The 25,386-nt window shown below is 59.7% G+C and carries 16 protein-coding genes; 5 read left to right on the top strand and 11 right to left on the bottom strand.

Features of this window, described 5'->3' with window-relative positions:
- Positions 1-271 precede the first annotated feature (271 nt).
- Genes B0G52_RS08730 through B0G52_RS08720 form a run of 3 tightly spaced genes read right to left on the bottom strand, consistent with a single transcriptional unit; the run spans position 272 to position 6,096 of the window.
- Entirely contained in the window at positions 272-1,456 is a 1,185-nt protein-coding gene (locus tag B0G52_RS08730; protein WP_094043198.1) for an acetyl-CoA C-acetyltransferase, read from the bottom strand.
- 24 nt (positions 1,457-1,480) lie between these two features.
- A complete protein-coding gene (locus B0G52_RS08725) occupies positions 1,481-3,880 on the bottom strand; it encodes a 3-hydroxyacyl-CoA dehydrogenase/enoyl-CoA hydratase family protein (RefSeq protein ID WP_094043196.1) in 2,400 nt (799 codons plus the stop codon).
- A 5-nt stretch (positions 3,881-3,885) separates the two neighbouring features.
- Entirely contained in the window at positions 3,886-6,096 is a 2,211-nt protein-coding gene (locus tag B0G52_RS08720; RefSeq protein ID WP_094043335.1) for a (Fe-S)-binding protein, read from the bottom strand.
- 74 nt (positions 6,097-6,170) lie between these two features.
- Here B0G52_RS08720 and B0G52_RS08715 point away from each other — a divergent pair, with 74 nt between their 5' ends.
- The 3 genes from B0G52_RS08715 to B0G52_RS08705 all read left to right on the top strand — a co-directional run bounded on the left by B0G52_RS08715 (position 6,171) and on the right by B0G52_RS08705 (position 8,813).
- Positions 6,171-6,755: a fatty acid metabolism transcriptional regulator FadR gene (locus tag B0G52_RS08715; protein WP_094043193.1), complete on the top strand. Its 585-nt coding sequence runs from the start codon at positions 6,171-6,173 to the stop codon at positions 6,753-6,755.
- Between the two features lie 262 nt (positions 6,756-7,017).
- Complete coding sequence (locus B0G52_RS08710; RefSeq protein ID WP_094043191.1) at positions 7,018-7,794, top strand: electron transfer flavoprotein subunit beta/FixA family protein; 777 nt, start codon at positions 7,018-7,020, stop codon at positions 7,792-7,794.
- 35 nt (positions 7,795-7,829) lie between these two features.
- The gene (locus tag B0G52_RS08705; protein WP_094043189.1) at positions 7,830-8,813 is read left to right on the top strand and encodes an electron transfer flavoprotein subunit alpha/FixB family protein; all 984 of its coding nucleotides are present in this window, start codon (positions 7,830-7,832) and stop codon (positions 8,811-8,813) included.
- An 82-nt stretch (positions 8,814-8,895) separates the two neighbouring features.
- Here B0G52_RS08705 and B0G52_RS08700 read toward each other — a convergent pair whose 3' ends face one another.
- From B0G52_RS08700 to B0G52_RS08675, 5 genes are all read right to left on the bottom strand, one after another.
- The gene (locus B0G52_RS08700; RefSeq protein ID WP_094043187.1) at positions 8,896-9,783 is read right to left on the bottom strand and encodes an AraC family transcriptional regulator; all 888 of its coding nucleotides are present in this window, start codon (positions 9,781-9,783) and stop codon (positions 8,896-8,898) included.
- A gap of 51 nt (positions 9,784-9,834) precedes the next feature.
- Positions 9,835-10,581, bottom strand: coding sequence for a phytanoyl-CoA dioxygenase family protein (locus B0G52_RS08695; protein ID WP_094043185.1), 747 nt, complete (start codon positions 10,579-10,581; stop codon positions 9,835-9,837).
- A gap of 171 nt (positions 10,582-10,752) precedes the next feature.
- Positions 10,753-11,316, bottom strand: a complete 564-nt coding sequence (locus tag B0G52_RS08690; protein ID WP_094043183.1) for a winged helix-turn-helix transcriptional regulator — start codon at positions 11,314-11,316, stop codon at positions 10,753-10,755.
- Positions 11,313-11,675: a VOC family protein gene (locus tag B0G52_RS08685; protein ID WP_094043181.1), complete on the bottom strand. Its 363-nt coding sequence runs from the start codon at positions 11,673-11,675 to the stop codon at positions 11,313-11,315. The genes B0G52_RS08690 and B0G52_RS08685 overlap by 4 nt, the downstream gene beginning before the upstream one ends.
- Before the next feature lie 496 nt (positions 11,676-12,171).
- Positions 12,172-14,469, bottom strand: coding sequence for a type IA DNA topoisomerase (locus B0G52_RS08675; RefSeq protein ID WP_094043333.1), 2,298 nt, complete (start codon positions 14,467-14,469; stop codon positions 12,172-12,174).
- Positions 14,470-14,627: 158 nt separating this feature from the next.
- On the opposite strand from B0G52_RS08675, the gene B0G52_RS08670 reads away from it, so the two are divergent.
- On the top strand, positions 14,628-15,863 hold the full coding sequence (locus B0G52_RS08670; protein WP_094043177.1) for a hypothetical protein: 1,236 nt from the start codon (positions 14,628-14,630) through the stop codon (positions 15,861-15,863).
- Positions 15,864-15,865: 2 nt separating this feature from the next.
- On the opposite strand, the gene B0G52_RS08665 is transcribed toward B0G52_RS08670, so the two are convergent.
- From B0G52_RS08665 to B0G52_RS08655, 3 genes are all read right to left on the bottom strand, one after another.
- Positions 15,866-16,723 (bottom strand): TVP38/TMEM64 family protein, encoded by an 858-nt coding sequence (locus tag B0G52_RS08665; RefSeq protein WP_094043175.1) that lies wholly within the window; start codon positions 16,721-16,723, stop codon positions 15,866-15,868.
- Positions 16,724-16,911: 188 nt separating this feature from the next.
- Positions 16,912-19,011, bottom strand: a complete 2,100-nt coding sequence (locus B0G52_RS08660; protein WP_094043173.1) for a right-handed parallel beta-helix repeat-containing protein — start codon at positions 19,009-19,011, stop codon at positions 16,912-16,914.
- Between the two features lie 171 nt (positions 19,012-19,182).
- On the bottom strand, positions 19,183-22,392 hold the full coding sequence (locus B0G52_RS08655) for a fibronectin type III domain-containing protein (protein ID WP_158223638.1): 3,210 nt from the start codon (positions 22,390-22,392) through the stop codon (positions 19,183-19,185).
- Between the two features lie 303 nt (positions 22,393-22,695).
- On the opposite strand from B0G52_RS08655, the gene B0G52_RS08650 reads away from it, so the two are divergent.
- The gene (locus tag B0G52_RS08650) at positions 22,696-25,002 is read left to right on the top strand and encodes a helix-turn-helix domain-containing protein (protein WP_094043169.1); all 2,307 of its coding nucleotides are present in this window, start codon (positions 22,696-22,698) and stop codon (positions 25,000-25,002) included.
- The last annotated feature ends 384 nt before the right edge of the window (positions 25,003-25,386 follow it).

Here is a 25,386-nt window from a genome sequence, read left to right as displayed (position 1 = left end):
TGGGCTCCCTCGTTCAGCGAGCTCGGTAGCTCGGAGGCACTTTTTTGGCCTTCGCGTAGTCGGGGCCGCTGCTCCAAGGTGCTCCGAGGCACCTTTTTGGCCTTCGCACTCTACTCTCGCTCCCGTCTCCCCACCTTCAAGGCACCTTTTTGGCCTTCGCAATGCCGAGACCATAGCGCGGAGGCACTTTTTTGGCCTTCGCAAAGTCAGGAGCCCGAGTCCGCGAGAGGAGGGCAGTCCTTCCGCTATCGCTCGTCAGCCCAACTACCGCCTAATCGGTACACACCTCGAACACGCCCGCCGCGCCCATGCCTCCGCCGATGCACATCGAGACGACGCCGTAGCCGCCGCCCCGTCGGCGCAGCTCATGGAGCAGCGTCGCCGTCAGCTTCGTGCCCGTGCAGCCTAGAGGATGACCGAGCGCGATTGCGCCGCCGTTCACGTTCACCTTCTCCTCGTCGATGCCCAGTTCGCGAATAATGTGCACGCATTGGGAGGCGAACGCTTCGTTGATTTCGAACAGCTTGACGTCGTCCAGCGAGATGCCGGCCATCTTTAGCGCCTTCGGGATCGCCCTGACCGGGCCGACGCCCATAATGTCGGGATCTACGCCGGCCAGCGCGAACGAGCGAAACGTCGCAAGCGGCTTCAAGCCGAGCGCATCCGCCCGCTCCCGGCTCATCACGACGGCTGCCGCCGCCCCGTCGCTCATCTGCGAAGCATTGCCCGCCGTCACCGTGCCGCCAAGCTTAAACGACGGCTTCAGCTTGCCCAGCGTCTCCACGTTCGTATCGGCGCGAACTCCTTCGTCCGTATCGAATATCAGCCGCTCCGTCCGCAGCTTACCCTTGTCGTCCAAGCTTCTCCGCTCGACCGTCACCGGCACGATTTCATCCTTGAACCTGCCCTCCGCGATCGCCTTCGCCGCCTTCGCATGCGACCTCGCTGCGAACGCGTCCTGGTCCTCCCGCGACACACTGAACCGCGCGGCGACGTTCTCCGCCGTATGCCCCATGCCGATGTACACCTGCGGCATTTCCTCGACGATGCGAGGATTCGGAGAGATTTTGAAGCCGGTCATCGGCACATGGCTCATGCTTTCGACTCCTCCGGCGACGATCGCGTCGGCGTGGCTGAGCATGATCCGTTCGGCGGCGAACGCGATTGCCTGCAGGCCGGAGGAGCAGAAGCGGTTGATCGTCAGCGCGGGTACCTCGCTCGGAAAACCCGCGTACAGCGACATGATGCGCGCGAAGTTCAGCCCCTGCTCGCCCTCCGGCATCGCGCAGCCGATGATGACGTCCTCGATGTCTGCCTTCCGCAAGCCGGGAACCCGGTCCACGACCGCCTCCAGCACCGCCTTGCCCAAGTCGTCGGCGCGCGTCTGCGCCAGACTGCCCTTCTTCGCCTTGCCCACCGCGGTGCGCGCGACGGACACGATTACAGCCTCTCTCATCGCCCAATTCACTCCCCTGCAAAGTTAGTTGCGAAGCGGCTTGCCCTTGGTCAGCATGTACTGCATCCGCTGCTGCGTTTTCGGCTCGCCGCATAGGCTGAGGAACGCCTCCCGCTCCAGATCCAGCAGGTACTGTTCCGTCACGAGCGTACCCGCCGGAACGTCGCCGCCGGCCAGCACATGCGCCAGCTTCTTGGCGATCTTCAAATCGTGGTCGCTGATATACCCGCTCTCCCTCATGCCGATCGCTCCGAGCTGCAGCACCGCCTTGCCTTCCGAGCCGGCGACGCGAATCCGTTCCGGCGCGATCGGCTCGTAGCCCGCCCGCGCCATCCGCAGCACGGCTTGCTTCGCTTCATAGATGAGATGGTCCTGATTCGCCAGCACGCGGTCCGTCTCGCGCAAGTAGCCAAGACGCTTGGCATCGTGCCCGCTCGAAGATACTTTGGCCATACCGATCGTCTCGAACGCCCGGTTCAGATAAGGCTGCAAGTCAACTTCCGGAAGTCCGGCGCTCTTGCTGATCCGCAGCGCGAACTCCTTGCAGCCGCCGCCCGCCGGAATCAACCCCACTCCGGTCTCGACAAGCCCGTAATACGTCTCAGCGGAGGCAATGACCTGATCCGCGGGCATACACGCCTCGACGCCGCCGCCCAGCGTCATCCGGTGGGGCGCGGCCACGACCGGTTTCTCCAGTTTTTTCACCGCGTACATGGCGTTCTGGAACAAGCGGATGATATTGTCCACTTCGTCCCATTCCTCTTCCTGCGCTTCCATGAGCAGCAGCATCAGATTGGCCCCGACGCAGAAGTTGCGGCCCTGGTTCGCGATGACCAGTCCCTCGTAATTACGCCGCACCTCTTCGACGCTCTGCGCGATCATACCCAGAATGTCGCCGCCGATCGCGTTGTTCGGGGAATGGAACTCCAGGCACGCCACGCCGTCGCCCAGGTCGATCAGGCTGGCTCCACCGTTGCCCCGGATCGTATGCCCGCGCTCCTTCAGCCTGCGCAGAGACACGACTTCCGGCCGCTCTGCCGCCATCCGATACTTCCCTTCATGAACGTAGAACAGCGAGCTATTCTCCTTGCGATAAAACGTCTCGTTCCCCTGAGAAATCCAAGCTTTCACCCATTGCGGAACCGACGTCCCTTCCCGTTCCATCCGCTCCGCCGAACTGGCGAGCCCGATCGCGTCCCAAGTCTCGAACGGTCCGAGCTCCCAGTTAAAGCCCCATTTCATCGCATTGTCGATTTCTTCGATCGTGTCCGCGATTTCGCCGACTTTCTCCGCGGAATAGACGAGCACCTGCTTGAGCAGGCTCCAGGCCAACTCGGAGTAGCGGTCGCCTCCGGCCAGCAGCGCCTTGACCTTCTCCCTCGCGCCTTTGGCCAGCTTGGCGGCCTCCAGCGAACCTGAAGTCACCTTCTTCTGAGGCGAATAGGTCATCGCGGCCAGATCGAGCGAGGCGATCTCGCTTCGACCGTCCGGCCCTTTCGTCTTGCGATAGAAGCCTTGCCCGGACTTCTCGCCGAGCCAGCCTCTCTCTACCAAACGCTTTAATGCCTCCGGAGCGATGAAAGCCTCCTTCTCCGCTTCGTCCGGAACATTGTCGTATACGTTGTCCGCCACATGCACGAACGTGTCGATGCCGACGAGGTCCAGCGTGCGGAACGTCGCGCTTTTCGGCCGACCCAGGGCGGGACCGGTCACCGCGTCGATCTCCTCCACCGTAAACCCGCCCGTCTCCATCTCCCGAAGCGTCGCCAGCATCCCGTAAGTGCCGATGCGGTTGGCGACGAAGTTCGGCGTATCCTTGGCCAGCACGACGCCTTTGCCGAGCGTATTCTCGCAGAACGACTTCATGCGGGCAATCAGTTCCGGACTCGTATCACGACCCGGCACGATCTCCAGCAGCTTCATGTAGCGGGGCGGGTTAAAAAAGTGCGTACCCATAAAGTGCCGTCGGAAATCCTCACCGCATTGCGCCGACATCGCGTCGATGGAGATGCCCGACGTGTTGGACGAGACGATCGTGCCGGGCTTCCAGTAACGCTCGATCCGGGACAGCAGCTCCCTTTTCACCCCTAAGTTTTCGACGACGACCTCGATCACCCAATCGGCCTCGCCGATCGACGCCAGATGATCGTCCAGATTGCCCGGCGTAATGCGCTCCGCGAACGCCTCGTCGTAGAGCGGGGGCGGGTTCGTCTTCTTCAGCTTGGCGACGGCGGCCGCGGCCAGCCGGTTGCGCACGGAGAGGTTCTCCAGCGTCAGCCCTTTGGCGGCTTCTTCCTCAGTGAGCTTGGCGGGCGTCACGTCCAGCAGCATGCACGGGATGCCGACGTTGGCCAGGTGGGCGGCGATGCCGGAGCCCATAATGCCCGAGCCGATGACGGCGGCTTTGCGAATCGGTTTGTTCATCTCGTCTAACCTCCGATCGAATGGTTCTGGCGAAGCGGCGAATCGCCGAACACGGCCTGCTCCAAAATTTCCGCAATGTCCTTGGCCCGAACGTCGTCCGCTTCCTTCATTTTCGTCCCGTCCTCCATCATCGTGAGGCAGTAAGGGCAGGCGCTGCCGATGACGGTCGGCTTCACTTCCAGCGCTTGCTCGGTGCGGGCCAAGTTGACGCGCTTGCCCGCCGTTTCCTCCATCCACATCATGCCGCCTCCCGCGCCGCAGCACATTCCGTTCTCGCGGTTTCTGGCCATCTCGGCCAGTTCCACTCCCGGAATCGCTTTCAGCACGTTGCGGGGCTCGTCGTACACGTTGTTGTAACGCCCGAGATAGCAGGAGTCGTGGTACGCGATGCGTTCCCTGACCTCGTGACGGGGATGGAGCTTGCCTTCCCGGATAAGCCTGTCGAGCAGCTGCGTATGGTGCAGCACCTCGACGCCGTCGAGGCCGAAGTCGGGGTATTCGTTTTTGAACGTGTTAAAAGTATGAGGGCAGGCGGTAACGATCCTTCGCACGCTGTATTTGCGGAACGTCTCGATGTTGTCCGACGCGAGCTGCTGGAACAGCATTTCGTTGCCCATCCGGCGCGGCGTGTCGCCCGAGTTGCGCTCCTCGTTGCCGAGAATGGCGAAGCGGACTCCGGCCTCGTTCAGCAGCCGGGCGAGCGCCCGCGATACTTTGCGCGCCCGCAAGTCGTAAGCCCCCATCGAGCCGACGAAAAACAGATAGTCGAAATCCGGATTGTCTTTTACCGTAGGGACGCGTACGCCTTCGATCTCTCCGGTCCATTTGTCGCGGTCGCTGCGGCTCAGCCCCCAGGGATTGCCCTGGCGCTCGATGTTCTGCAGCGCGCGCTGGCCTTCGTGCGGAATGCTGCCCTGCATCAGCACGAGGTGGCGGCGGAGATCGACAATCTTGTCGACGTGGCTATTGCCGACCGGACATTGGTCCTCGCAGTTGCGGCATGTCGTGCAGGACCAGATTTCGTCTTCGGTCATGACACCTCCGATCAGTTCCGTCTGCTGGGGGATCGCGGAGAGCTCCGCGGTCCAAAAGGCTTGCTGCCAGGCGAGCGTCGGGCGAATGTCCGTGATCGCGCCTCCCATTCCGTCCCATGCAACCTTGTTGTCCGCCGCCTCTGACAGCGAATGCGCCTTCGCTGCGCCGCCTCCAAACGCAAACTCCGGCACCCAGGGCGACTTGCCCGTCACTGCGGCTCCTTTTTCCGTCAGGTGGTCCCTTAGCTTCGTGATGAGGTGCATCGGCGACAGTGTTTTGCCGGTGTTCGAGGCCGGGCATACGTTCGTGCAGCGACCGCATTCCACGCAGGCGTAGAAGTCGATCATCTGCTTCCGCGTGAAGTCCTCGATCCGGCCGACGCCGAACGATTCCGCCTCTTCGTCCTCCAGGTCGAGCTTCTTCAGCTTGCCGGGCGTCTCGGCGCGACCGAGCCAGAGGTTGATCGGAGCGGAAATCAGGTGAAAATGCTTGGATTGCGGAACATAGACGAGAAAAGCGAGCAGAATGAGCAGATGCAGCCACCAGAAGATGTAGAAGAGCGCTTGCGCCGCGACGGGGGACAGGTGTTGGAACAATAGCGCGATAGCGGAGGATACCGGCGCGTAGCCCGAATACTCGAGGCCCAGCCACAGGCGCTCGAAGCCAAGCGACAGCAGCACGGACAGCATGAGCGAGAAAATAAAATAGAGCACGATGCTTGGCTTCCAGCCGCGCTTCAGCCTGCTCAGCTTCTCCCCGTAGCGCCGGTAAGCGGCGTATCCCATCGCGACGAGAATGAGCAGCACCGTCACTTCCTGCAGCAGACCGAACAGCTCGTAAGCCGGAAGCGGCAGATGGCCGCCCGCGGTTAACCCTTTTACGATCAGATCGATCGCCCCGAATTGCAAAATAATGAACCCGTAAAACACGACGAAGTGCATGAGGCCGCTGCGCAAGTCCTTAAACAGCTTTTTCTGGCCGAACACCTGCGAGAGGAACGTCCCCGCTCCTTCTTTTCCCCTGAGATGAAGTTCCCCCGCCTGCCCCAGCCTTACGTACAAATACCGATGGTACACGGCTTTTCCGAACAAATAGCAGCCGTACCCGGTTACCGCCAGAAACAAAGCCGCGTTTATCGTCAGCCACACCGTCGCTCGCCCTCCCCTCCCGCTTTTTCTCATGATATGGCCGGAAGGCGAATAAAATGAATGAGGCTTCATTCAGCGGTCGATTTTTTCCACTGGGGTGTTTCGCGATGATGGGAAGAAAAAGGGAGAAGTACGGCCTCATTCTCGATGCCGCCGAGAAGGTGATGGCCAGCAGCGGCTATCACGGCGCTCAAGTGTCGCGCATTGCGAGGGAAGCCGGGGTCGCGGACGGCACGGTCTACTTGTATTTCAAAAACAAGGAGGACCTTCTCGTGTCCCTGTTCCGGGAACGTCTCGGCTCACTCGTTCAGCGTTTTCACGACAGCATACGGGAGACGCACACCGCCGGCGAAGCGCTGCGCATCGTATGCGGCATCCACTTCACGATGCTGGAGAAGCACCCGGATCTCGCCCACGTCACCCAGATCGAGCTGCGGCAGAGTTCCCCTCGGCTGCGAAGCGCCATCGGACTTACGGTTAAGCCCTATATCGTGCTGATCGAGAATATCGTAAGAAAGGGGATCGAAGAGAACACGTTCCGCGCCGATCTGGACACGAAGCTGACCCGGCTGCTCCTGTTCGGGGCGATGGACCAGGTCGTCACCTCGTGGTTGATCTCGGGACGGAAATATTCGCTGGCGGGGCAGGTGGACAAAACGGTAGATTTCTTCCTAAGAGGGTTGGAGCGGTAATTCAAAAAGCCGATTTTGATCACGAAGCTATTCAGGGATGCGGACTCGGCGTCGAATCTTGCATTCAGCCGGGCCTTCCGGTGCTCACGTAGGCTCTTCCTACGCTCCGCTCCTCACTCCCTAAGCTTCATCCAACCTTCTCGGTGCTGAAAACCGACTTTTTGAATCTTATTGGAATGCGGTAATTCAAAAAACCGATTTTGATCACGAAGCTGTTCAGGGATGCGGACTCGGCGTCCACAAAAGAAAGGAGAGATTGCGAATGAACATTTACGTCATTTTGAAGCAAACGTTCGACACCGAGGAGAAAATCGTGCTGCGGGACGGAGAGATTGAGGAGGACGGCGTCAAGTTTGTGATTAACCCATACGACGAGTATGCCGTGGAGGAGGCGATCCGACTGAAGGAACGGCACGGCGGCACGATCGTGGCCGTATCCGTCGGCACGGATCGCACGGCGGAGGCGCTGCGGACTGCGCTCGCGATGGGGGCCGACGAAGCGGCGCTGATCTCCGACGAACGCATCGGCCAAGATGAATACTCCGTCTCCAGGGCGCTTGCCGCCTATTTGAAAACTCAGTCATCGCAGCCGTACGACCTCATCCTGGGCGGCAACTTCTCGATCGACAACGGAAGCGGGCAGGTGGCCGTCCGGCTTGCGGCGCTGCTGGACATTCCGCATGCCGCGTCAGTTACAAGGCTGACCGTTAACGGCAGCCAAGCCACGGTTCTGCGCGACGCCGAAGGGGACGCCGAGACGATCGAGCTGACGCTGCCGGCGCTGATCACGGCGCAGCAAGGGCTGAACGAGCCCCGCTACCCTTCGCTTCCCGGCATCATGAAAGCGAAGAAGAAGCCGCTGCAGACGCTAAGCCTGGAAGACATCGGCCTGAGGGAAGCGGACATCGCGCCGAAGACGAAGCGGGAGTCGCTGGCCCTGCCTCCGGCCCGCCAAGCCGGAAAACTGCTGAAGGGCGATCCGGCACAGCAGGCGGCAGAGCTGGTCAAGCTTCTGCGCACGGAAGCGAAAGTCCTGTAACCAATTCAAGTCCAATAGAGAAGGAGGAACGAACGATGAGCCAGACTTATGCGATTATCGCGGAGACGCGTGAAGGCAAGCTGAGGCAGGTGACGTTCGAGGCGATCGAAGCGGCCAGGCAGGCCAAGGGGGAGAACGACCGGATCGCCGCCGTGCTGATCGGGCATCAGGTGTCGGAGCTGGCGGAGGAACTGGCGCGCTATGTGGACGGCCCGGTGCATGTCGTCGACCGCCCCGACTTGGCGGTCTATCACGCCGAGGCGACATTCGCGGCGGCGAGCGCAGCGCTGAACGAGCTGAGTCCCAGCGCCGTCTTCCTCGGCCACACGGCGATCGGCCGCGATCTGGCGCCGATGATCGCTGCCCGCCTGGAAGCGGGACAAATTTCCGACGTCACCGCGATCGAAAGCGCCGAAGATGGCAGTCCTCTCTACGTCAGACCGCTGTATGCCGGCAAAGCCTTCGAACGTAAACGGTTCGTCGAGAACGCCGGCGCTCAGATCGTCACCGTCCGCCCCAACAACTTCCCGGCAGCAGAGCCGCTTCCCTCCTCTGGCCCGGTCGTCGTCTCCAGCGCGTCTCCGCTCCCGAGCCTTCGCTCGGCCGTAAAGGAAGTCGTCCGCAAAACATCCGGCAAAGTCGACTTGGCCGAAGCGAAGATCGTCGTCTCCGGCGGACGCGGCGTGAAGAGCGCCGAAGGCTTCAAGCCGCTGGAGCGGCTCGCCGAAGCGCTGAACGCCGCCGTCGGCGCTTCCCGCGGCGCATGCGACGCCGGCTACTGCGACTACGCGCTGCAGATCGGGCAGACCGGCAAAGTCGTCACCCCCGAAATCTACATCGCCTGCGGCATCAGCGGCGCGATCCAGCATCTGGCCGGCATGAGCCAGTCCCGCGTCATCATCGCCATCAACAAAGATCCGGAAGCGCCGATCTTCAAGATTGCCGATTACGGCATCGTCGGCGATCTGTTCGAAGTCGTGCCGCTGCTGACGGAAGAGTTCGAGAAGGCTCTCTCCTAGGGCGTGTATGCAAACTCCGAAGAAAAAGCGCAAGTTCGCAGGCGGAATCCGCCTCGACTTGCGCTCTCTTTTCCCGGTCCGTTCAACCGTTCGCTTCCCATCCCTCATCCCCGCCCGGCGCGGCCATCCCCGAGCCTCGAAGCTTGCGGGGAGACATCCGATACTTCGCTTTGAACGCCCTCACAAAATACGTCAAGGTGTTAAAGCCCGCCGCATGACAGATTTCCGTAATCGGAAGATCCGTCGCTTCGATCAGCGACTTGGCGAAACCAAGCCTCCTATCGCGCACATGCGTCTGAAAGGTTTGACCGGTCTGCTTGCGGAAGCTTTCGCTGAAATAATTGACCGACAGTCCGGAGAATCTAGCGACCTCCTCCAGCAGCAGCGGCTCGCGAAAATGATGCTGCACGTAGACGAGCGCCTTGCGGATGGACGGATGCATCGACAGGTTCGGCTCCTTGGAAGCTTCCGTATTCGATGGCGGACAGCCGCGGCACAGATCTACGAGCAAGCGCTCGATGCACCCCTTCACAACAACGCCGCTAAGCTCCCGCCAATCGCCCGACTCGCGGACAATCCGTTCGAATTCATGCTCCGCATCCGCGTATTCCTTTTCTCCATACTCGCAATGATACGCATTGCCGCGCTCGAAGAGTTGTTCCGCAAGCTCATCCGAGATCATTCGTTCCGTGAAAATCAGATTGTACAGCCGAAGCGTCTGGCCGGGATCGGGAACGATTCGGTGAAAATCGGCAGGAGTCATCAGAAACGCATGACCCCTCTCCATGCGAAACGGAACGCCGTTGATGTGATGGGCGCCCGTTCCCGAGACGACGACTCCCAACTCGTAAAATTGATGCCAATGCGTGCCGATCTCCTGCTCCAGCGTATGCCGATACATCCGAAAGGAAGATAACGAGTCCATATACTGATCGTTCAGCAGCCTCTCGGGCAACTGTTGGATTTTCATAACCCTCTCCCCCTCCTTCTTCCGGCCAGCCTTCTTCAGACTCTGCAACCGCTAAACGTTCACAAACGTATTGCCTCCCAGATCCCGGCCGCGCGCCAGCCAAATCTTGAAGCCCGGATTGGCCTCCGGGATGACCGCAGCCTCCGTGGAGAAATACCTCATCGTGTAGCCGCACCGGCGATGCGGGCTCGTGTTCGGCGGTGCTCCGTGGATAATTCGCGAGTCGTGCAGCGAGCATTGTCCCGGCTCAAGCTCGAAGTACACCGCTTTCGATTCGTCGATCTCGCTTCTTTTGATCTCTGTCGAAAAAATATTTTGCCCCTCGTCGACGTTCTCGTACTTCGAGAAGCCGTTCCGGTGAGTGCCCGGAATAACCCTCATGCAGCCGTTTTCCTTGCTGCTTCTGTCGATCGCCAGCCAGACCGTCACGATCTTGTCGAAGCGGGTCAGCCGTCCTTTCCAATAAGCCGAATCCTCGTGCCACGGCGTCTGCTTCCCGGTCACCGGCTCCTTGCAAATGAAATGGCTGGACCACAGCCCGATATTCGGACCGATGATCGGCTCTACCAGATCGAGCACCTCGTCGGCCAGCAGAAATTCCAGCAATCTCTCGTCGCGAAAATGCGGCGTATCCAGCTCACTGTTCAGCTTGCGTCCGACCGCCGCCCACTGCTCTTCGAAAATATCGGTGAGCTTTTGCATTTTTTCCGGTCCGAACAACGGCTTACGATACAACGTGTACCCCTGATCCTTGTATTCTTGCTGCTGCTCCTCCGTCAACCTTCCATTTGCCGCCATATTCGTTTCCTCCCCTTATCGTACACGATTTCGGTTACGACTCCATCATAAAAAAATTGGGGCGTCCGATGCTTATCTTCTTTACGGGAAAAGTTGACTTTATTTCGGATTTGAAAAGGCACATACGCCCCCTTATTCGGGAAACGCATGTGCCTTTTGTGCTTCGTCCGTCTAGGCCAGAGAGGACAAATCGGCCGTCAGAACCGTGATCGGCCTCTCGCTGAGCGAGGACAGCTCGTACAGGAAAGACGGCCTCGGCTGGTCGGCGATCTGCTTGACGATCAGTTCCTCGACGTGCAGCTCGTCGAGACGCGCGGACAGAATGCGGGGTGTGACGGGCTGCAATACGCGCCGGATCTCCTGAAATCTGCCATGCTGGTAGTTCAGCGCGACGAGCACCGGCATATTCCAGGCTTTGGCGGACAACGTCCCGTGACCGATCTGCGCCTCGGAGCTGCGGATCGCCTGGGCCGCCTCCCGGTAGAGCTTGCCTTTCTCGGTGAGCTTGTACTCCGGCAGCAGAGGATGGCGACGCTCCAGAGGAGTCAGGTGATGGATGAGTTCCGCGTCGCTCAACTGCTTAAGGTTGTCGCTGAGCCGGGCCGGCGCAATGTCCAGCTGCCTCTGCAGCGGTGTGAATCGCCCGCCGCTGCTCTCGAGCGAGAGCAGGATCGGAATCGTCCAGCGGCCGGACAGCTGCTGCGCAAGCTGCAGCACGAACTGCTCTTTGCTCAAAGCTGCGTCAACTGCTCCGAAAGCATGAGCGAATGGCCGTCCGGATCGGCGAACGTCGCCAGCTTGACGAAATCGTCGATGACCTCGATCTCTCCGGAGAAGCTGACGTCAAGCCGTTTGAGCTTACTCACGGCATCGTCGATATTCTCCACGTCGAACACGGTGGAAGAGGTCGAGGGCTCGACCGTCTCCGCTTCGGAGAAGCCGATCACGCAGCCCTCCGTATTCGTCTTCACCATCGCCATCCCCCACTCCGGATTGTGGAACAGTACCTCGAAGCCCAGCTTTTCGGTATAGAATGCCAGCGTACGTTCGATGCTTTTGACGTTATACCATACAGTAAATCCCGGAACGAACATCTCATCACCCTCCTTGTAATACCGAAATTATACCAGGTATATTTTCGATAGTAAAGAGGAATCACCCATTTCTCTCTCTTGTTCAAAACGTACTTCTTATGCTAAAATGACATACAGAAAGACCGAGTGCTAGTAACACTCGGCCTATACAATTGGCTTGGATGGGATGTCCCTTCAAGTGCAATGAAGAGCGCAGAAACCCACCTTTGGCCGGAAACCTTGGAGTGGGTTTTTACTTTCTCTTGTAGTTGTTAAGAAGAGCAAAGCGCTGCCGACTCTTCCCTGCTATATAGCAATACGCCATCCATATTTTTGCTTTCGAGCAGAAGCTCATCGTCCAGTTCGTTCATCCTCACGATGTCTAACGAGTACAATCCTACGTTCTCTCGCAGCTTAGTATGGAGGGATAGGGGGATATTCTCGCCTATTAAAGACAGATCGATATCGGAGTTCGCTCTGGCGTCTCGCCGCGTTGTTCGTCTCATGCCATCTCTGCTCACTCCCGCTCCAAAGCCAGCTCCCCCGTCTTGTCGTTCTTCAGCACGATTCTGGCTTCGAACGCTTCTCCGCCGCCCGTGCCCGGGAACTTGAGCTTGCCGGTCCGGCCCTTGCCGATTAGCGCCTTGACCATCGCGTCCGTTAACGTTCGACCCAGGCTCTCTTTCCAGATGACGAACTTGCAGCCCGTTTTGTAGTGACTGCACCCGTAGCCTTTACGCCCCATGAAAATGTTGCCCCCGCACCCGGGGCTCGGGCAGACGCCGATCACGACCGGCTCCCCGCTCTGCTCCGCGGACGACGTCTTGGGCGCCGATGCCCGCTTCGCCGGAGATTTCTTCGCGGCGACGGCGACCGAACCGCCCGTCTCTCCGCCGCCGGACGCCTTCTTGCCGCCTCGCGCCCCTTTCGCCGCCGGCTCCGGTCTGGCGAACGCGTTTCTGGCTGCAGGACGCTGAACGTTAACCTTGTCGATAATCAACCTCGTAAACTTTTTCACGTTGCCCATGAACGCCTCGGCTGAAGCTTGTCCGCGCGAAATCTCCGTCAGCCGCCGCTCCCAGTGTCCGGTCATCTCCGGCGACGTCAGCAGCTCGATGCCCGCTCCGCGGATGAGCTCGACCGCTGTTCTTCCTTTGGGCGTAATGACGATCCGCTTGCCCTGCATGTCGATGTACCCGACCTGCTTCAGCCGTTCAATCGTCGCCGCGCGCGTCGCCGGAGTGCCGAGACCGGAATCCTTCATCGCGTCGCGCAGCTCCTCGTCCTCGATCTGCTTGCCCGCGCTTTCCATCGCCTTCAGCAGCGTTCCTTCGGTGTACGGCTTCGGAGGCTGAGTCTCCTTCTCCTTGACCTCGGCATCCGCGCAGACGACGGGCTTCTGCGGATCGACCTCGAACGGCGCGTCCGTCTCCTGTTCCTCTTCCTCCGCCGCCCCGTCGTCCTTTTCCTTGCCTTTCTCCTTGCCGCCGCCTTTGGCCGCCGGAGCGTCTCCCGCATAGATAACCTTCCAACCGAGAGACAGCAGCTGCTTCACCGTCGTCTTGAACGTCTCCTTCTCCACCTCGGTCAACACGGTATGCACTTTGTACTCCGCAGCCGGATAGAAGTGGGACAGAAACCTTTTCACGACCAGATCGTACAGCTTGCGCTCGTCCGGGCTCAGCCCCTGCGGTTTTCTCATCGTCGGCATAATCGCGTGGTGATCCTCGACCTTGGCCGGATTGCACACGTTCTTGTTGTTCGCGTGGACGAACCGCTTGTTCGCGCCGTTCACGAAATCCCCGTATTCCGGAGAGTTCCGCATCGCATCCAAAATCTTGTGCATCTCCGGGATGTTCTCCGCATTCACGTAGTTCGAGTTCGTACGCGGGTACGAGATGATCTTGTGCTTCTCATAGAGTGCCTGCGCAACGTCGAGCGTCTTCTTGGCGGAGAAGCCGAACTTGCCGTTCGCCTCCCGCTGCAGCAGCGTCAGGTCGTACAGCTTGAACGGATACTCCTTCGTATCCTTAACCTCGTAACTCGCGATCGCTCCCGTCTTGCCCCTCACCTTGTCGGCGATGGCCTTCGCCTTCTCGGGATCGGTCAGCCTGTCTCCCTGCCAATTCCCTCTATACGGAGCGCTGCCGCTCTGCTCGAACGTCGCCGCAATCTCGTAAAATTTCAGAGAATCGAACGCTTCGATCTGCTTCTGCCTGTCGTAGATCAGCGCCAGAACCGGCGTCTGCACCCGGCCGACGGACAGCAGCTCGTTATGCTTGGTCGTGAACGCGCGGGAGCCGTTCATCCCGATCAGCCAGTCCGCTTCGCTGCGCGCGCGGGCGGCCTGGGTCAGGTTCGCGTATTCCGCATTGTCCTTCAACTGATCGAACCCTTTGCGAATTGTCTCCGCCGTCAAATCGGAAATCCACAGCCTTTTCACCGGATGCTGCAACCCCAGATGTCTTACGATGAGGGAGAAAATATGCTGACCTTCGCGCCCGGCGTCGCACGCGTTGACGAGTTCGCCGCTGCGCGCCGCCAAATCCGCGATCACCTGGAGCTGGTCCTTCGTCCGAGGATTGGGCAGCAGCTTGAAATTGTCCGGAATGATCGGGAGATCGCCGAATCGCCATTTTTTATACTTTTCATCGTAGAGATCGGGTTCGGCCAAGCCGATCAGGTGGCCGATCGCCCAGGTAATAATATAATGTTCGCCCTCCAGATAAGAGCGTTTGTTCTGCGCCTTCGGCTCGATCACGGCCGCGATATTGCGGCCCATATCGGGTTTCTCCGCGATGACCAACGTCTTCAACACGGCTTCGTCCTCTCCGTTAACAATCCGCGCAACCGCTCCGCGAATCGATCATTATAGCTCGATTATATCACAGGATTTGCACCGCCTCGCGAAAATGAACCTGCCGCCCTTCTCGGACGTCAGTTACGTATCCATATAAAAGGCGTGATTTTCCAATGGTCGACTTGAAACTTAACAGAGTGGCAGCTGGGATTCTGCTCGCCGCTCTGATGATGACGACGGCTTGCAGCCCGCGGGAAGACGCTTCGAGAAGCACGCGAGCCGTCTTGGCGGCGGAGACGGGAAGCGCAGCCTCCCCAACCGAAGACGTTCGGGAATCGGCCCCGCCCGATGCGGCGCTGCAGGAATCCGCTTCTTTCGAACCGGCCAAACCCGAAGAAGTAAAGCTCCCTCTATTGGATCGGCTCCCGTCGGAGCTGATCTTGGAGCATCCGGAAGAAGATCAGTTCGCCGAATGGCTGCGCTCCCGCGCCGAACAAGACAATCCGGGCGATTACCCGGTTGTCGTCATCCGAACCGACCTCGACCGGGACGGCTTCGAACGCGAATGGGCGGCCGTCGTCTACGAGAGCCGGATCACGGAAGACGTCGAGTATCGCTACGCCTACGGAATCGTCGCGGCCCTGAACGACGGCGAGTACGAATGGCAAAGCTTTGTTTTCCCCGCGGAAGACTACGGCCGGGCGAAGATCGAGGGGATCGGCGATTTGAGCGGCGACGGCAAGCAGGAGATCGTCTGGGCCTCGCTGGGAATCGGGGCTCACACCTCCACTTCCACCTATACGGTATCGAGCTGGAACAACGGGAACCTCGACAATTTACGAGGAGCCGCGATCGTTCCGAGCGTGAACGAAGCCGTTATTCGCAACGGAAAATTAAGCATCTCCGGAGGGCTGATTAATTCCGTCGGTGCGGGACCCTGGCAGAGAGAATATACCGATACATATACGGTCGCGGACGGCGCTCTGAACCGGGAAAGCCGCGTTTTCGCCGAAGCTGAGACTCCGTATCATCTGTTGTTGGACGGGTTGTGGGCGGAAGCGGACGGCGACGCGAAGAGGGCGATCGGCTACTATAAAGCCGCAGCTTCCTTGAAAGTCGAGAGCTACCGGGATTATGCTTTCGTCTTCGGCGGCGAATGGGTCGAAGGAGGAACGCTCGAGGACGAGGAAAAGAAATTCGAGGAGGTCGTTCGGCGGTTCGCGGGATTTCGGAAGGAACGGCTCGAAGCTCTGTCGCGGGGAGAGATTGAAGAACGCGCATGCGCGGCCGCCGCAAAGAAAAGCGGCTACGATGCGTCGTGGATCGCCTATCTTAATGCGCCGGCCGGCTACGCCAATCCGGTATGGAGCGACGAAGCCGCATGCGCGGCCATCGACGAGCTCGTATAAGACTAGAAGCTGCTATCCTTATGAGCGGGTTGGCGGTTCATTCTTTTCTTGAATACGAAGACGGCCAGCAGCATAACGCCTATCGCGATCGACAAGGCGATCGTCACCTGAGACGGCGACATCGACAGCCACTCCGCCACCTGAACGGAATACGCGAGCAGGAACGAAGTCGCCAGCTTCGATATGCCGGCGATCAGCAGAAACTTCCGCGGAGTCACTCCGCTGACTCCGGCGCCGACGCACACGATCTCATCGGGCAGCACGGGAATGACGAACAGCAGCCCCATGATGAAGCTCTCGTTTCTGCGGACGAAACGGTGATAGCGCTCCAATTGCTCGGCTTTCACGAGACGGCTGACGAGCCGCGTTCCTCCGATCCGGGCCAGATAGAACATCGTCGCGACGCCCAGCATCGTTCCGGCGAAGCCGAGCAGGAACGCCTGAGAGGCTCCGAGAATCGTGCTTCCCGCCACGACCGTAACGGCCTCGGGAATCGGCAGCAGAATCGGCTGGGCGAAACAAATCGCAATGTAGATCCACTGCGCCGCCGACTGATGCTCTTGAAGCAGCTTTTCCATGCCGTACACGTCGGTAAACACGATAATGCGGCTTACCAGATACAAAATCCATATCGCGCAGGTGAAAACCAGATAATAGACGGATACCCACTTGACCACGTGCGCCCATCCGTAACGCTTGAGCGACATGGCCGCGATGCCGGACAGAAACAAAAGAAGGCCGAACCCCATCAGCGAATATCGAAATTCGGGATGAAGGGTCTGCATAAATTCGAACTTAAACAGCAGCACTGGAATAATAGGAAATAGCAGCAGAGCGATTACAGGCATTTTACGGGTCATTATACAACGACCTCCCTCTCGCGCATCTCCTCATCAGTGTAACGAATCCTGACGTTCCGGGCAATGGTTGCCTTGTCTCTCGGACGATCTCTCGTCTGCAACGCCGAGGTCTGGCTGGAACGCTCATCCGCAAGTCGAAAAGACCGACTCCCCGAGCCGGCCTCGCGTATGCCCCCTTCTCCGGGATGTTATCGCCAGTCCCGCTTTCTCGGCCCGAACTGCGCATAATCGATCTCTTCCCAACCGAGCGCGTAAGCGGGAGAGGACGGCAGCAACCGATATTCTCCCGCCTCCCGGTCCGCATCATGCGCGAATTCGGGAGGGGCGAACGCCGAGCTCTGGTCGTAAACGCGGCCGCTCATCTCCTGCCAATCCTCCCATTCGTACTCCCAACCCCAAGCCGGACTGGCGCAGATCGCCGGCAGCGGCAGATCGCCCGTAACCCGGGTCCGGACACCGCCCCTCCAGAACAAGTTGCGATCCGCCCGCTCCAGCCGCTCCGGACTCCAATTCACGAAGCAGTAGAGGTGCCCGGAATCCGAGACGATATTCCGCTCCACGACCAGCTCGCGGTTGGCTTCCCCGACCATTTCTTGCGTTCCGATCGCGTTGATCGCGTCCGGGTTGTCGGCGATCAGATTGTTCACGATCCGATTGCCGATCCCTTTGGCGAAAATCGCCATCCACAGCTTGCCCGTTCCCGTGCTGTACAGGTGGTCGAGCACATTGTGCGACACCTCCGTGTCATCCGTCGCGTCATCGAGGTAGATGCCGAAGCCGAACGAGAAATGAATGCCGCTATGATGCAGCCGGTTGCCGACGATCCTGTTCCCGCGGCCGCAACCCCACGACTCGATCATTCCCCCGTCCTGACTGTCGGTCATGACGTTCGAAATGTCGTTATATCGGATCCGGTTGCCGCGTGAAAAGAGGAAGTCCCAATGATTGTCCCACGTAACGGGGATGCCCCATAGCGACGGCGGCATCGCTCCTTGGCGCAGCCCCTTCATCGAGATGCCGTAGCGGGGCATATTTGCGATTCGGTTGTGGGCAACGTCGCAGTCCCCGCACTGATACAGCATAATACCGCAGCCGTGCCCGACCAGTTCTCCCCCGTCGACGATAACGTTGTCCTCGATCGTATGGCCGCAATTGCGGTCGGCGGACGAAGCGTCTGCGAATTCCCCCTCGCCCGGAGCATGCCCCGAAGCGTATATTCCCGTATGTCCAACGCGCTCGATCAGGTTTCCGGAAAGCTTGATTCGTTCCGCGCAGCGGTCCAGGAAGATGCCGTTGCAGCCGGAGAGCGCAAGACGGCAGGACGCGATCGTCACATCGGAGGCGTTGCGGATATAGACGAGACCGTTGCGATGCTCGTCGGGCTCGGAATTGGCCATGTCCGGCCGACTGGACATCATCTTGTAATCGCCGGTAAAATCGGTGCACGTCAGCGCCAATCCCTCGAACGTCAAGCCCGATACCGGAGCGTCCGCGCCTTCGCCCTCGATGCGCACAATCGTCCGTACGAGCGGCGCGACCACGCGCTGTTCGAGCGGGCTGCCCCGCTCGGGCCAATAATAGACGATCCCCGCCTCTTCGTCCAAGTAAAACTGTCCCGGCTCGCGAAGCAGGGCAAGCGCACCTTGCACGTAGTACCGCGAGCCTTTCCCGATTCCCCAGGTGCTCGGCCTGGCGAACTCGAGGAACTTCGCCTCGGCATCGATCGCGCGAACCGGAATCGTCTCCGAGAACCAGTTCCACTCTCCTTCGCCCGGCCAGACGAACACCTGCAGCCCGCCCGTTCCGAGCTTCGCGGCGTCGGGCAGATCCCCGTCCCGCCAGCCGATGCCGTCGCGCTCCTTCCCGTCGACCGATCTCGTCTCCGCATAGCCGCTCGCCGGCCATCTCGCCTTCGCCACCCTCCGTCCGTCGGCGTACAGCGTATCGAACCGCCGCCCTCCAGGCACGGCCGTCCGCCAAATTCCGTCGCGCCACGGCTCCCACCCGCTCAAGGCGACGCCGCCTTGCAGCACCGGCATATCTCCTTCCACGCCGCGATAGGCGACGCGGCAACGTTCGCCGGCCGCATCGTCCGCGCCGAACCGAAGCGGCTCTTCCAACTCGTAGACTCCGCCTCCGATCCACACTTCGATTGTCCCTTCGAAGCCGCTTGTTATGGCGGCCCTCACCGCATTCTGGGCCGCCGCGATCGTTAAGTACGGCCTTTCCGCGCTGCCGTCCCCCTCATCGGAACCGTTCGGGCTTACATGCAGTCTCAGCTCTTCCATGTCCGTGTCTCGTCCTCCCGCGCTTATCTCGTTTGCGTTATTTTTCTCCCGATTTCACGCATTCATCGCGCTGCTGCCCTCGCATCCGACTTACCACGTTCCCCGGCAAGAGGCCGCCGGGCTTCCCTGCTTTGCCCGGCGGCCTCTTCGTCAAACTCTACATCCTTTTCGTCAATAAGGAGCCAAGTTTGCGCCGTCGATCACGCTGAACGATGAGCTGCCTGGCACTTTCCAACCGACCGCCAGATGATCTCCGCCGGATTCTTCCTTGTGCAGAATCTCGACGTAATACCTCTGGTTGGCCGTTAATGCGATGCTGCCCGACTGCTGGGAAGAGGTGCGATTCCATTCCCGTTCGTTCGTCCAATCGACCACCTCGCCGATTTTGGACTTGTTGGCGGGCGAGTCGTCCGTGCTGAGCCATAATTGCGTGTTGTTGTCTCCCGCGATCGCGAACTGGTACGTCCCGGTCACCGTCGGCACGATGTAGCCGCGAATGCGCGTGCCATAATGGTCGCCCCAATTCGAAGGCGCTTCGAAGCTCGTCAGGACGGAGGTGCCTGTCGGCGCCGTGCCGAGCGGGATGCTCGCTACCGTCGGTCCCGAGATGCCGGTCCAGTATTCGCGGACGATCGTGCCGGTCTCGGACGGCTCTCCGCCGCCTCCGGAAGGATCAGTCGTCACCGTGACCGCGCTGCTGGCCGCCGAGACGTTGTTCGCCGCGTCCTTCGCCTTGACCGTGAACGTATACGCGGTGTTCGCGGACAGGCCTCCGATCGTAATGGAGGTCGCTCCTCCCGTGGAACCCGCCAACGAGCCCCCGTTATAGACATCATAGCCCGTTACGCCGACATTATCGGTCGAGGCCGTCCAGCTTAAGCTGGCGCTGGACGACGTCTTTCCTGTCGACGTCAAGCCCGTCGGAGCGGTTGGCGCTTGCGTATCGCCGCCTCCCCCGCCTTCGCTGGCGAGATTCACGTCGCACGTTTTGTAGTAGCCCGGAACCGGATCGCCGCCGAAGCCGTGATTCGAGCACATGACCGTGTTCGTGAACGTGCCGTAGGCATAAATTCCGTTAGCGCCGTACCGGACTTCCTTCGTGCCGGTAAAGTTGCACGGATTGTTCTCGCCGGCGCAGTGCACCCAGTTGGCTGCCGGATTCGTCGTCACCGTCAGCGGAGCGCTCGCGGCCGAGACGTTGTTCGCCGCATCCTTCGCTTTCACCGTGAAGGTGTACGACGTATTCGGGCTCAGCCCCGTCAGCGTAATCGTCGTAGCGCCAGCGCCCGAAGTAGAGCCCGCGATAGAAGCTCCGTTATAGACGTCGTAGCCCGTCACGCCGACATTGTCCGACGAAGCCGTCCACGCCAGGCTGACGCTCGTATCGGTCTTCGCCGTATTCGTCAGATTCGCCGGCGCGGTCGGAGGCTGGGTATCGCCGGCATCCGTCGTGACGTTCAGCGTATTGCTGGCGGCCGACTCGTTGCCCGCCGCGTCCTTCGCCTTGACCGTGAAGCTGTAAGACGTGCTCGGAGTCAGTCCCGTCGCCGTGAACGTCGTCGCATTGGCGCCCGTCGTCGATCCGATCAGCGTTCCTCCGCGATAGACGTCGTAACCAGCTACCCCTACGTTATCCGTGGAGGCCGTCCAGGAGAGATCGACCGTCACGTTCGACTTGGAAGGAGAAGCCAGATTCGTCGGCGCGGTCGGCGCTTCCGTATCGGGCGGCCCTTCGTACACCAGAATCGACCGTTCCTGAATGTTCGCACGGCCCGTATCGTCCCAGACGACCAGCGTTATCCGATACGTACCCGCTTTCTCGTACGTATAAGTCGGACTGACAGTTGTCACCGGAACGCCTTCTCCGAAATCCCACAAGTTCTCGACGATCGTCCCGTTATCGGTAGACGAGTTCGTGAACGTCACGGGCTGGCCAAGCTGCACGCTCAGCGGGGCCGAGAAGCTGGCCGTCGGCTTCGGATCGGCGAATCCGCGGCTCGTCAGCTGCGTATCCGTTCCGTTGCCGCTCACCGTATTGTTGCTCCATTCGAGATCGGCGGCCGACGACGGATACTGATCGATCGAAGGTCCGCCGTTGCCCGTGATCGTATTGTTGATGAACGAGATTCGGTCCGTGCCGGCTGCGCCCGTAATCTCAATCGCCTTGCGGCCGTTATTGCGGACGATGTTGCCGTCGAACACGATATTGCGCGTATTGCCGTGAATGCGGATCGCGTTGCCGTCATAACCGGGATAGGCGGCGGCAGGATGGCCGATCGGGCCGTCCTCTATCGTATTTTTGTAGAAATACTGGAACTGCTCGATTTCCCCCGTTCCTTCGCCTTGAAGCTGCATGCCCCACATGACGATATTGCGGATCGTATTGTAGTTCCAGAGCTGGTAGCCGGTTCCCGGCGACTGCTGCATGCCGACCTGCTGGCCGCCGTCGACCAGATTGTCGGAAGTGACGGAATGGTTGGACATGATCTCGAGCCCGATTCCTTTGACCGTATTCGCCGTCGTATGGATCGTATTGCGGCGAATCGCGTTGTATTCGGAACGGACGACGCTCAGCCAATGGTCGACCTGGTTGTCTTCCACGAGCGAGTGATTCACGTCCGTATGCAGCTCGATGCCGAGCCCTTCGCTGTGATGTCCGGAGCCCGTGATCACGTTGTTCCGAACGATCGCCCCGTCTACTCCGTCGTTGACGAAAATGCCGCCGCGCCCGGTATCCGCGATCGTGTTCCGCTCGATGACCGGAGCGTCCGAGCCCCAGCCGACGCGGATCGCTCCTCCCCACATCGAGTTGACGCCGATGTTGGAAAATTCGTTGTCGGTAATAACGACGTTGGAAGAAGCCGACATCAGAATGCCGAACGGAGCGAACCCGTCGCTCTTGGCGAGATCCTTGATCCGGTTATGGTGAATGTAATGTCCCCCTCCGGGCTCTCCCCAGATGCCCGCGCTCGGCGACGCGCTGTTGTTCGCGTCGATCGTCAAGTGCGCGACCTCGACGTTCGTCGTGTTGTTCAACGAGAGGATCGCTCCTCCCGAGGAGCCCGTATACTTCAAAATCGAAGCGTCTCTGCTCTGGCCGATCAGCTTGATCCCGGATTTGGCTTGAAGATTGGCCGAGAGATAGTAAGTCCCCGGGGGAAAATAAACCGTATCCCCGCTCGACGCGGCATCGATCGCGCTCTGGATCGCCGCCGCGTCGTCGTTCGAATCGCTTCCGTTCGCGCCGAACGATACGACGTCGATCGTCGCCGCGAAGGCGGTCGGAGCAGGAAAGGCCGGCAGCAGCAGCAACAGGGCGAGCCACAAGCCCGCCCTTCTCAGCCTCTTCGCGCTTGCCGGCTTCTCGCGCAGCTTTGTCATCATCATCCATCCTTTCGTTTGTCGGAGATTGGATTCAGTCTGACCTCGTCTCCACTTTCCTTCCTTTTTGCCGCCTCTTCGGCGGAGTCGCTTTTGCGGATCACCTCCTCTACAAGCCCATTCTGCCATGCCTTCAGCGGCACATAAACTGCTTAATCTATCAAAAGCTGAAGCCGAAGGCTATGAAAAACGCGAAAAACTGCGATTCCTCTCCCCTCTGTCCGAAATAGCCTTGCGCGCGCCCGTGAATCCGTTTACAACTATAATTAGCTGCAGGCCCGTGAATGTGGAAGGAGCGATAGAGTGAGAGCCTTCGAATTTTTCAAGTCCAAGAAGTATTTCCAACGCGTCATGTTCTCGATCGCTCTCGCCATGGCGCTGATTCTGACTTGTCTATCGGTCGTCAACACGTACGTGCTCGAGCGGTCCGTCCGGAAGGCGCAGGAGGACTCCAACCTGAAGGTGCTGACGCAAATTCAATATAATCTGAACTACATGAACGAGATGATCACCCATCTGGCTTCGTTCGCCTTGAAGGACAATTTCCTCACGCCTCTTCTGTTCTCCGATCCGATCCCGGCCATGGACTACATTCGCGGCTACAACGAGATGAACAAGCTGATGGAGAGCGCTTCGTTCCTCCATTCGATGGCCGTATACAATGCCCGCTCCGGCGAATTGTACGGCTCCTCCTCGAACTTCCTGCTCGACGACGGCAAGACCAAACAACGGATGATGGAGTGGCTGATCGATGCGCGGCGCCCACATCTTCCTTACCGGCTGATTCCGATCGGCCTGACGGAGGAGGGCGGTCCCGTCGACGCGTTCGCCTTCATCGTGACCGATGCCTACAAGCCGTTCCTCGGCGAGGAATCGGCCTTGATTTTGTATATCAAACCCGACTGGGTGTTCGACAGCCTTCGCCGCATGAACGACGCCGGCAGCGGGATTCAGGGGGAAGTCTACATCCGAACCGCCGACGGACGGCTGCTCGCCGGAGGAGAGCGGGCGCTGCGGGAAGCTCCCTCCGAGGCGGCTATAGCGGCCCTGATCGAAGGGAACGGCTCGTCCGGATTCGTCATCGGCGACGCAGGAGACGGCAAGAGCGTCGTCACTTATATGGAAGGCATCGGGGATTGGACAATTTTGTACGTTCAGTCCTACCGGACGCTGATGCAGGACGTCGACAAGGCCCGGACCAGCTCTCTGCTCGTCGCGGGGGCATTCCTGCTCCTCTCCGTCGGCGTATCCGTCTGGCTGTCCTACCGGCTCTACCATCCGATCGAAACGATGCTTCGGCGCATCCGTCCCCACCTGGGGCGCGGCGATCGCGACGACGCGGCCGGCAACGAGCTGGACGCGATGGGCGACAACGTTCTGCGGATGTCCGAGAGACTGCAGGAGATCAGCTCCGAGCAGATCGTGCGCAAATATTATCTTCGCAAGTTTCTGACCGACAGCGGCATGTTCGCCGAGCACGATATGAAGCAATTGATCGGGAAGCACGGCCTCAACCTGTCCAGCGAAGCATCGCTGACGGCGATCGTGCTGAGAATCGACCGTTACACGGCCTACGACTCGTCGACGCCGGGTTCGGCGAAAAAGCTGCACAGCTTCGCCATCGTCAACATCGCCCATGAACTGCTCTCTTCCGCCTTCGCCTGCGAAGCCGCGGAGATGCAGGCCGACCATGCCGTTCTGGTCGTGTCGGGAATGGACGGAGAAGAAGGGCTTGCACGCGCGAAACGGCTCGTCGGCGACCTTCAGCATACGATAGAGCGGTTCTACGGGCTCTCTCTGACCTGCGGCATCAGCCGTCCCGTCGCCCGCTGCACCCAACTGTCGTCCGCCTATCGCCAAGCTTACCAGGCGAGCTTATATCTGTTCGTCTTCGGCTACCGGTCGATCGTCACTCCGGACGATATTCGCAGCCATCTGGCGGAAGCGCCGAAGCTGCTGCCGCCGGATATCGAACGAAGATTGGCCGAGGCGCTGAAGAAAGGCCGTCTCGACGAAGCCGGCAACGAGCTGGAACGCGCCTTCTCCCTGCTGCAAACCTTCACTTACGAGGATATGAGAAGGGCGGTGTCCGATCTGGCTTGGGCGATCGAGAACACCTCCGCGGACATCGCGCGCAACCGGATCGCCTCCGCTCCCGCGGATACCGACCGGATTCATCGGACGGGCGAAGACAATGTGACGCTGGAGGATATGTACCTGGCGTTCCTCGCCTCATGCGCCCGGATCTGCGAAGGCAGCAAAGCGTCCGGCGTCGAGCGTACCGAGCTGATCGTCGGGACGGTGCGGGAGCTGATCGAGCGCAAGTTCGCCGATCCGAACCTGAGCCAGCAGTCGATCGCGGCGAACGTCAAGCTGACCTCCGCCTATACCGGCAAGCTGTTCAAGGAGCGGGAGGGCGTGACGATCACGGAATACATCAACGAAGTCCGGCTGGAGCATGCCAGGAAGCTGCTGCTCCAGACAGACGATACGATCGCCGAGATTATGGACAAATGCGGCTACGGCAACCAGAGCCACTTCTTCCGCTTGTTCAAAGCAAAATTCGGCAGCACGCCCAAAGAATATCGGCTGAAACGCTCGCTTTCCTAGACGGCGCGCTTCGGCTATCGGGGGCTGTCCCCTAAGTAAAAGAGTCGTACCGAACGATTATCGATGAATGGATGGCCACGGGCATCTATCTCCCTCCGATGCTATACGATCCTGAAACCTGATTGGGTAAACCCGAGATAAGGTGGTTTCAGGACCGTATGAGGCAGTCTCCGGGAGATAGATGCCCAGCCTTTTTTTGCATCGATAATCTTGTACGCCCTTGCTTACGGGACAGCCCCCTCTTTTTGTTGACCGCACTCTACCCTGCACAGTCTCGTTATTCGCATGAATTCGCATTTTTTACAGTCGTTCGGGACAGTTTTTCGAAGATTGAATCGTATATTCCGTTTCCGAAGCGTGGCATGATGGGGGCATACCGAAGAG

The sequence above is a fragment of the Cohnella sp. SGD-V74 genome, from assembly GCF_003001675.1.
Lineage (GTDB): Bacteria > Bacillota > Bacilli > Paenibacillales > Paenibacillaceae > Cohnella.
The sequence above is the reverse complement of the archived record's forward strand: the minus strand, read 5'-3'. Positions and strand labels throughout refer to the sequence as shown.

Excerpts from the sequence above, each read along its gene's own strand:
- B0G52_RS08730 (WP_094043198.1), bottom strand. The coding sequence starts at position 1,456 with ATGAGAGAGGCTGTAATCGTGTCCGTCGCGCGCACCGCGGTGGGCAAG.
- B0G52_RS08655 (WP_158223638.1), bottom strand. The coding sequence starts at position 22,392 with ATGACAAAGCTGCGCGAGAAGCCGGCAAGCGCGAAGAGGCTGAGAAGG.
- B0G52_RS08685 (WP_094043181.1), bottom strand. The coding sequence starts at position 11,675 with ATGTTCGTTCCGGGATTTACTGTATGGTATAACGTCAAAAGCATCGAA.
- B0G52_RS08700 (WP_094043187.1), bottom strand. The coding sequence starts at position 9,783 with ATGAAAATCCAACAGTTGCCCGAGAGGCTGCTGAACGATCAGTATATG.
- B0G52_RS08705 (WP_094043189.1), top strand. The coding sequence starts at position 7,830 with ATGAGCCAGACTTATGCGATTATCGCGGAGACGCGTGAAGGCAAGCTG.
- B0G52_RS08660 (WP_094043173.1), bottom strand. The coding sequence starts at position 19,011 with ATGGAAGAGCTGAGACTGCATGTAAGCCCGAACGGTTCCGATGAGGGG.
- B0G52_RS08670 (WP_094043177.1), top strand. The coding sequence starts at position 14,628 with ATGGTCGACTTGAAACTTAACAGAGTGGCAGCTGGGATTCTGCTCGCC.
- B0G52_RS08710 (WP_094043191.1), top strand. The coding sequence starts at position 7,018 with ATGAACATTTACGTCATTTTGAAGCAAACGTTCGACACCGAGGAGAAA.
- B0G52_RS08725 (WP_094043196.1), bottom strand. The coding sequence starts at position 3,880 with ATGAACAAACCGATTCGCAAAGCCGCCGTCATCGGCTCGGGCATTATG.
- B0G52_RS08695 (WP_094043185.1), bottom strand. The coding sequence starts at position 10,581 with ATGGCGGCAAATGGAAGGTTGACGGAGGAGCAGCAGCAAGAATACAAG.
- B0G52_RS08665 (WP_094043175.1), bottom strand. The coding sequence starts at position 16,723 with ATGACCCGTAAAATGCCTGTAATCGCTCTGCTGCTATTTCCTATTATT.
- B0G52_RS08715 (WP_094043193.1), top strand. The coding sequence starts at position 6,171 with ATGATGGGAAGAAAAAGGGAGAAGTACGGCCTCATTCTCGATGCCGCC.
- B0G52_RS08720 (WP_094043335.1), bottom strand. The coding sequence starts at position 6,096 with ATGAGAAAAAGCGGGAGGGGAGGGCGAGCGACGGTGTGGCTGACGATA.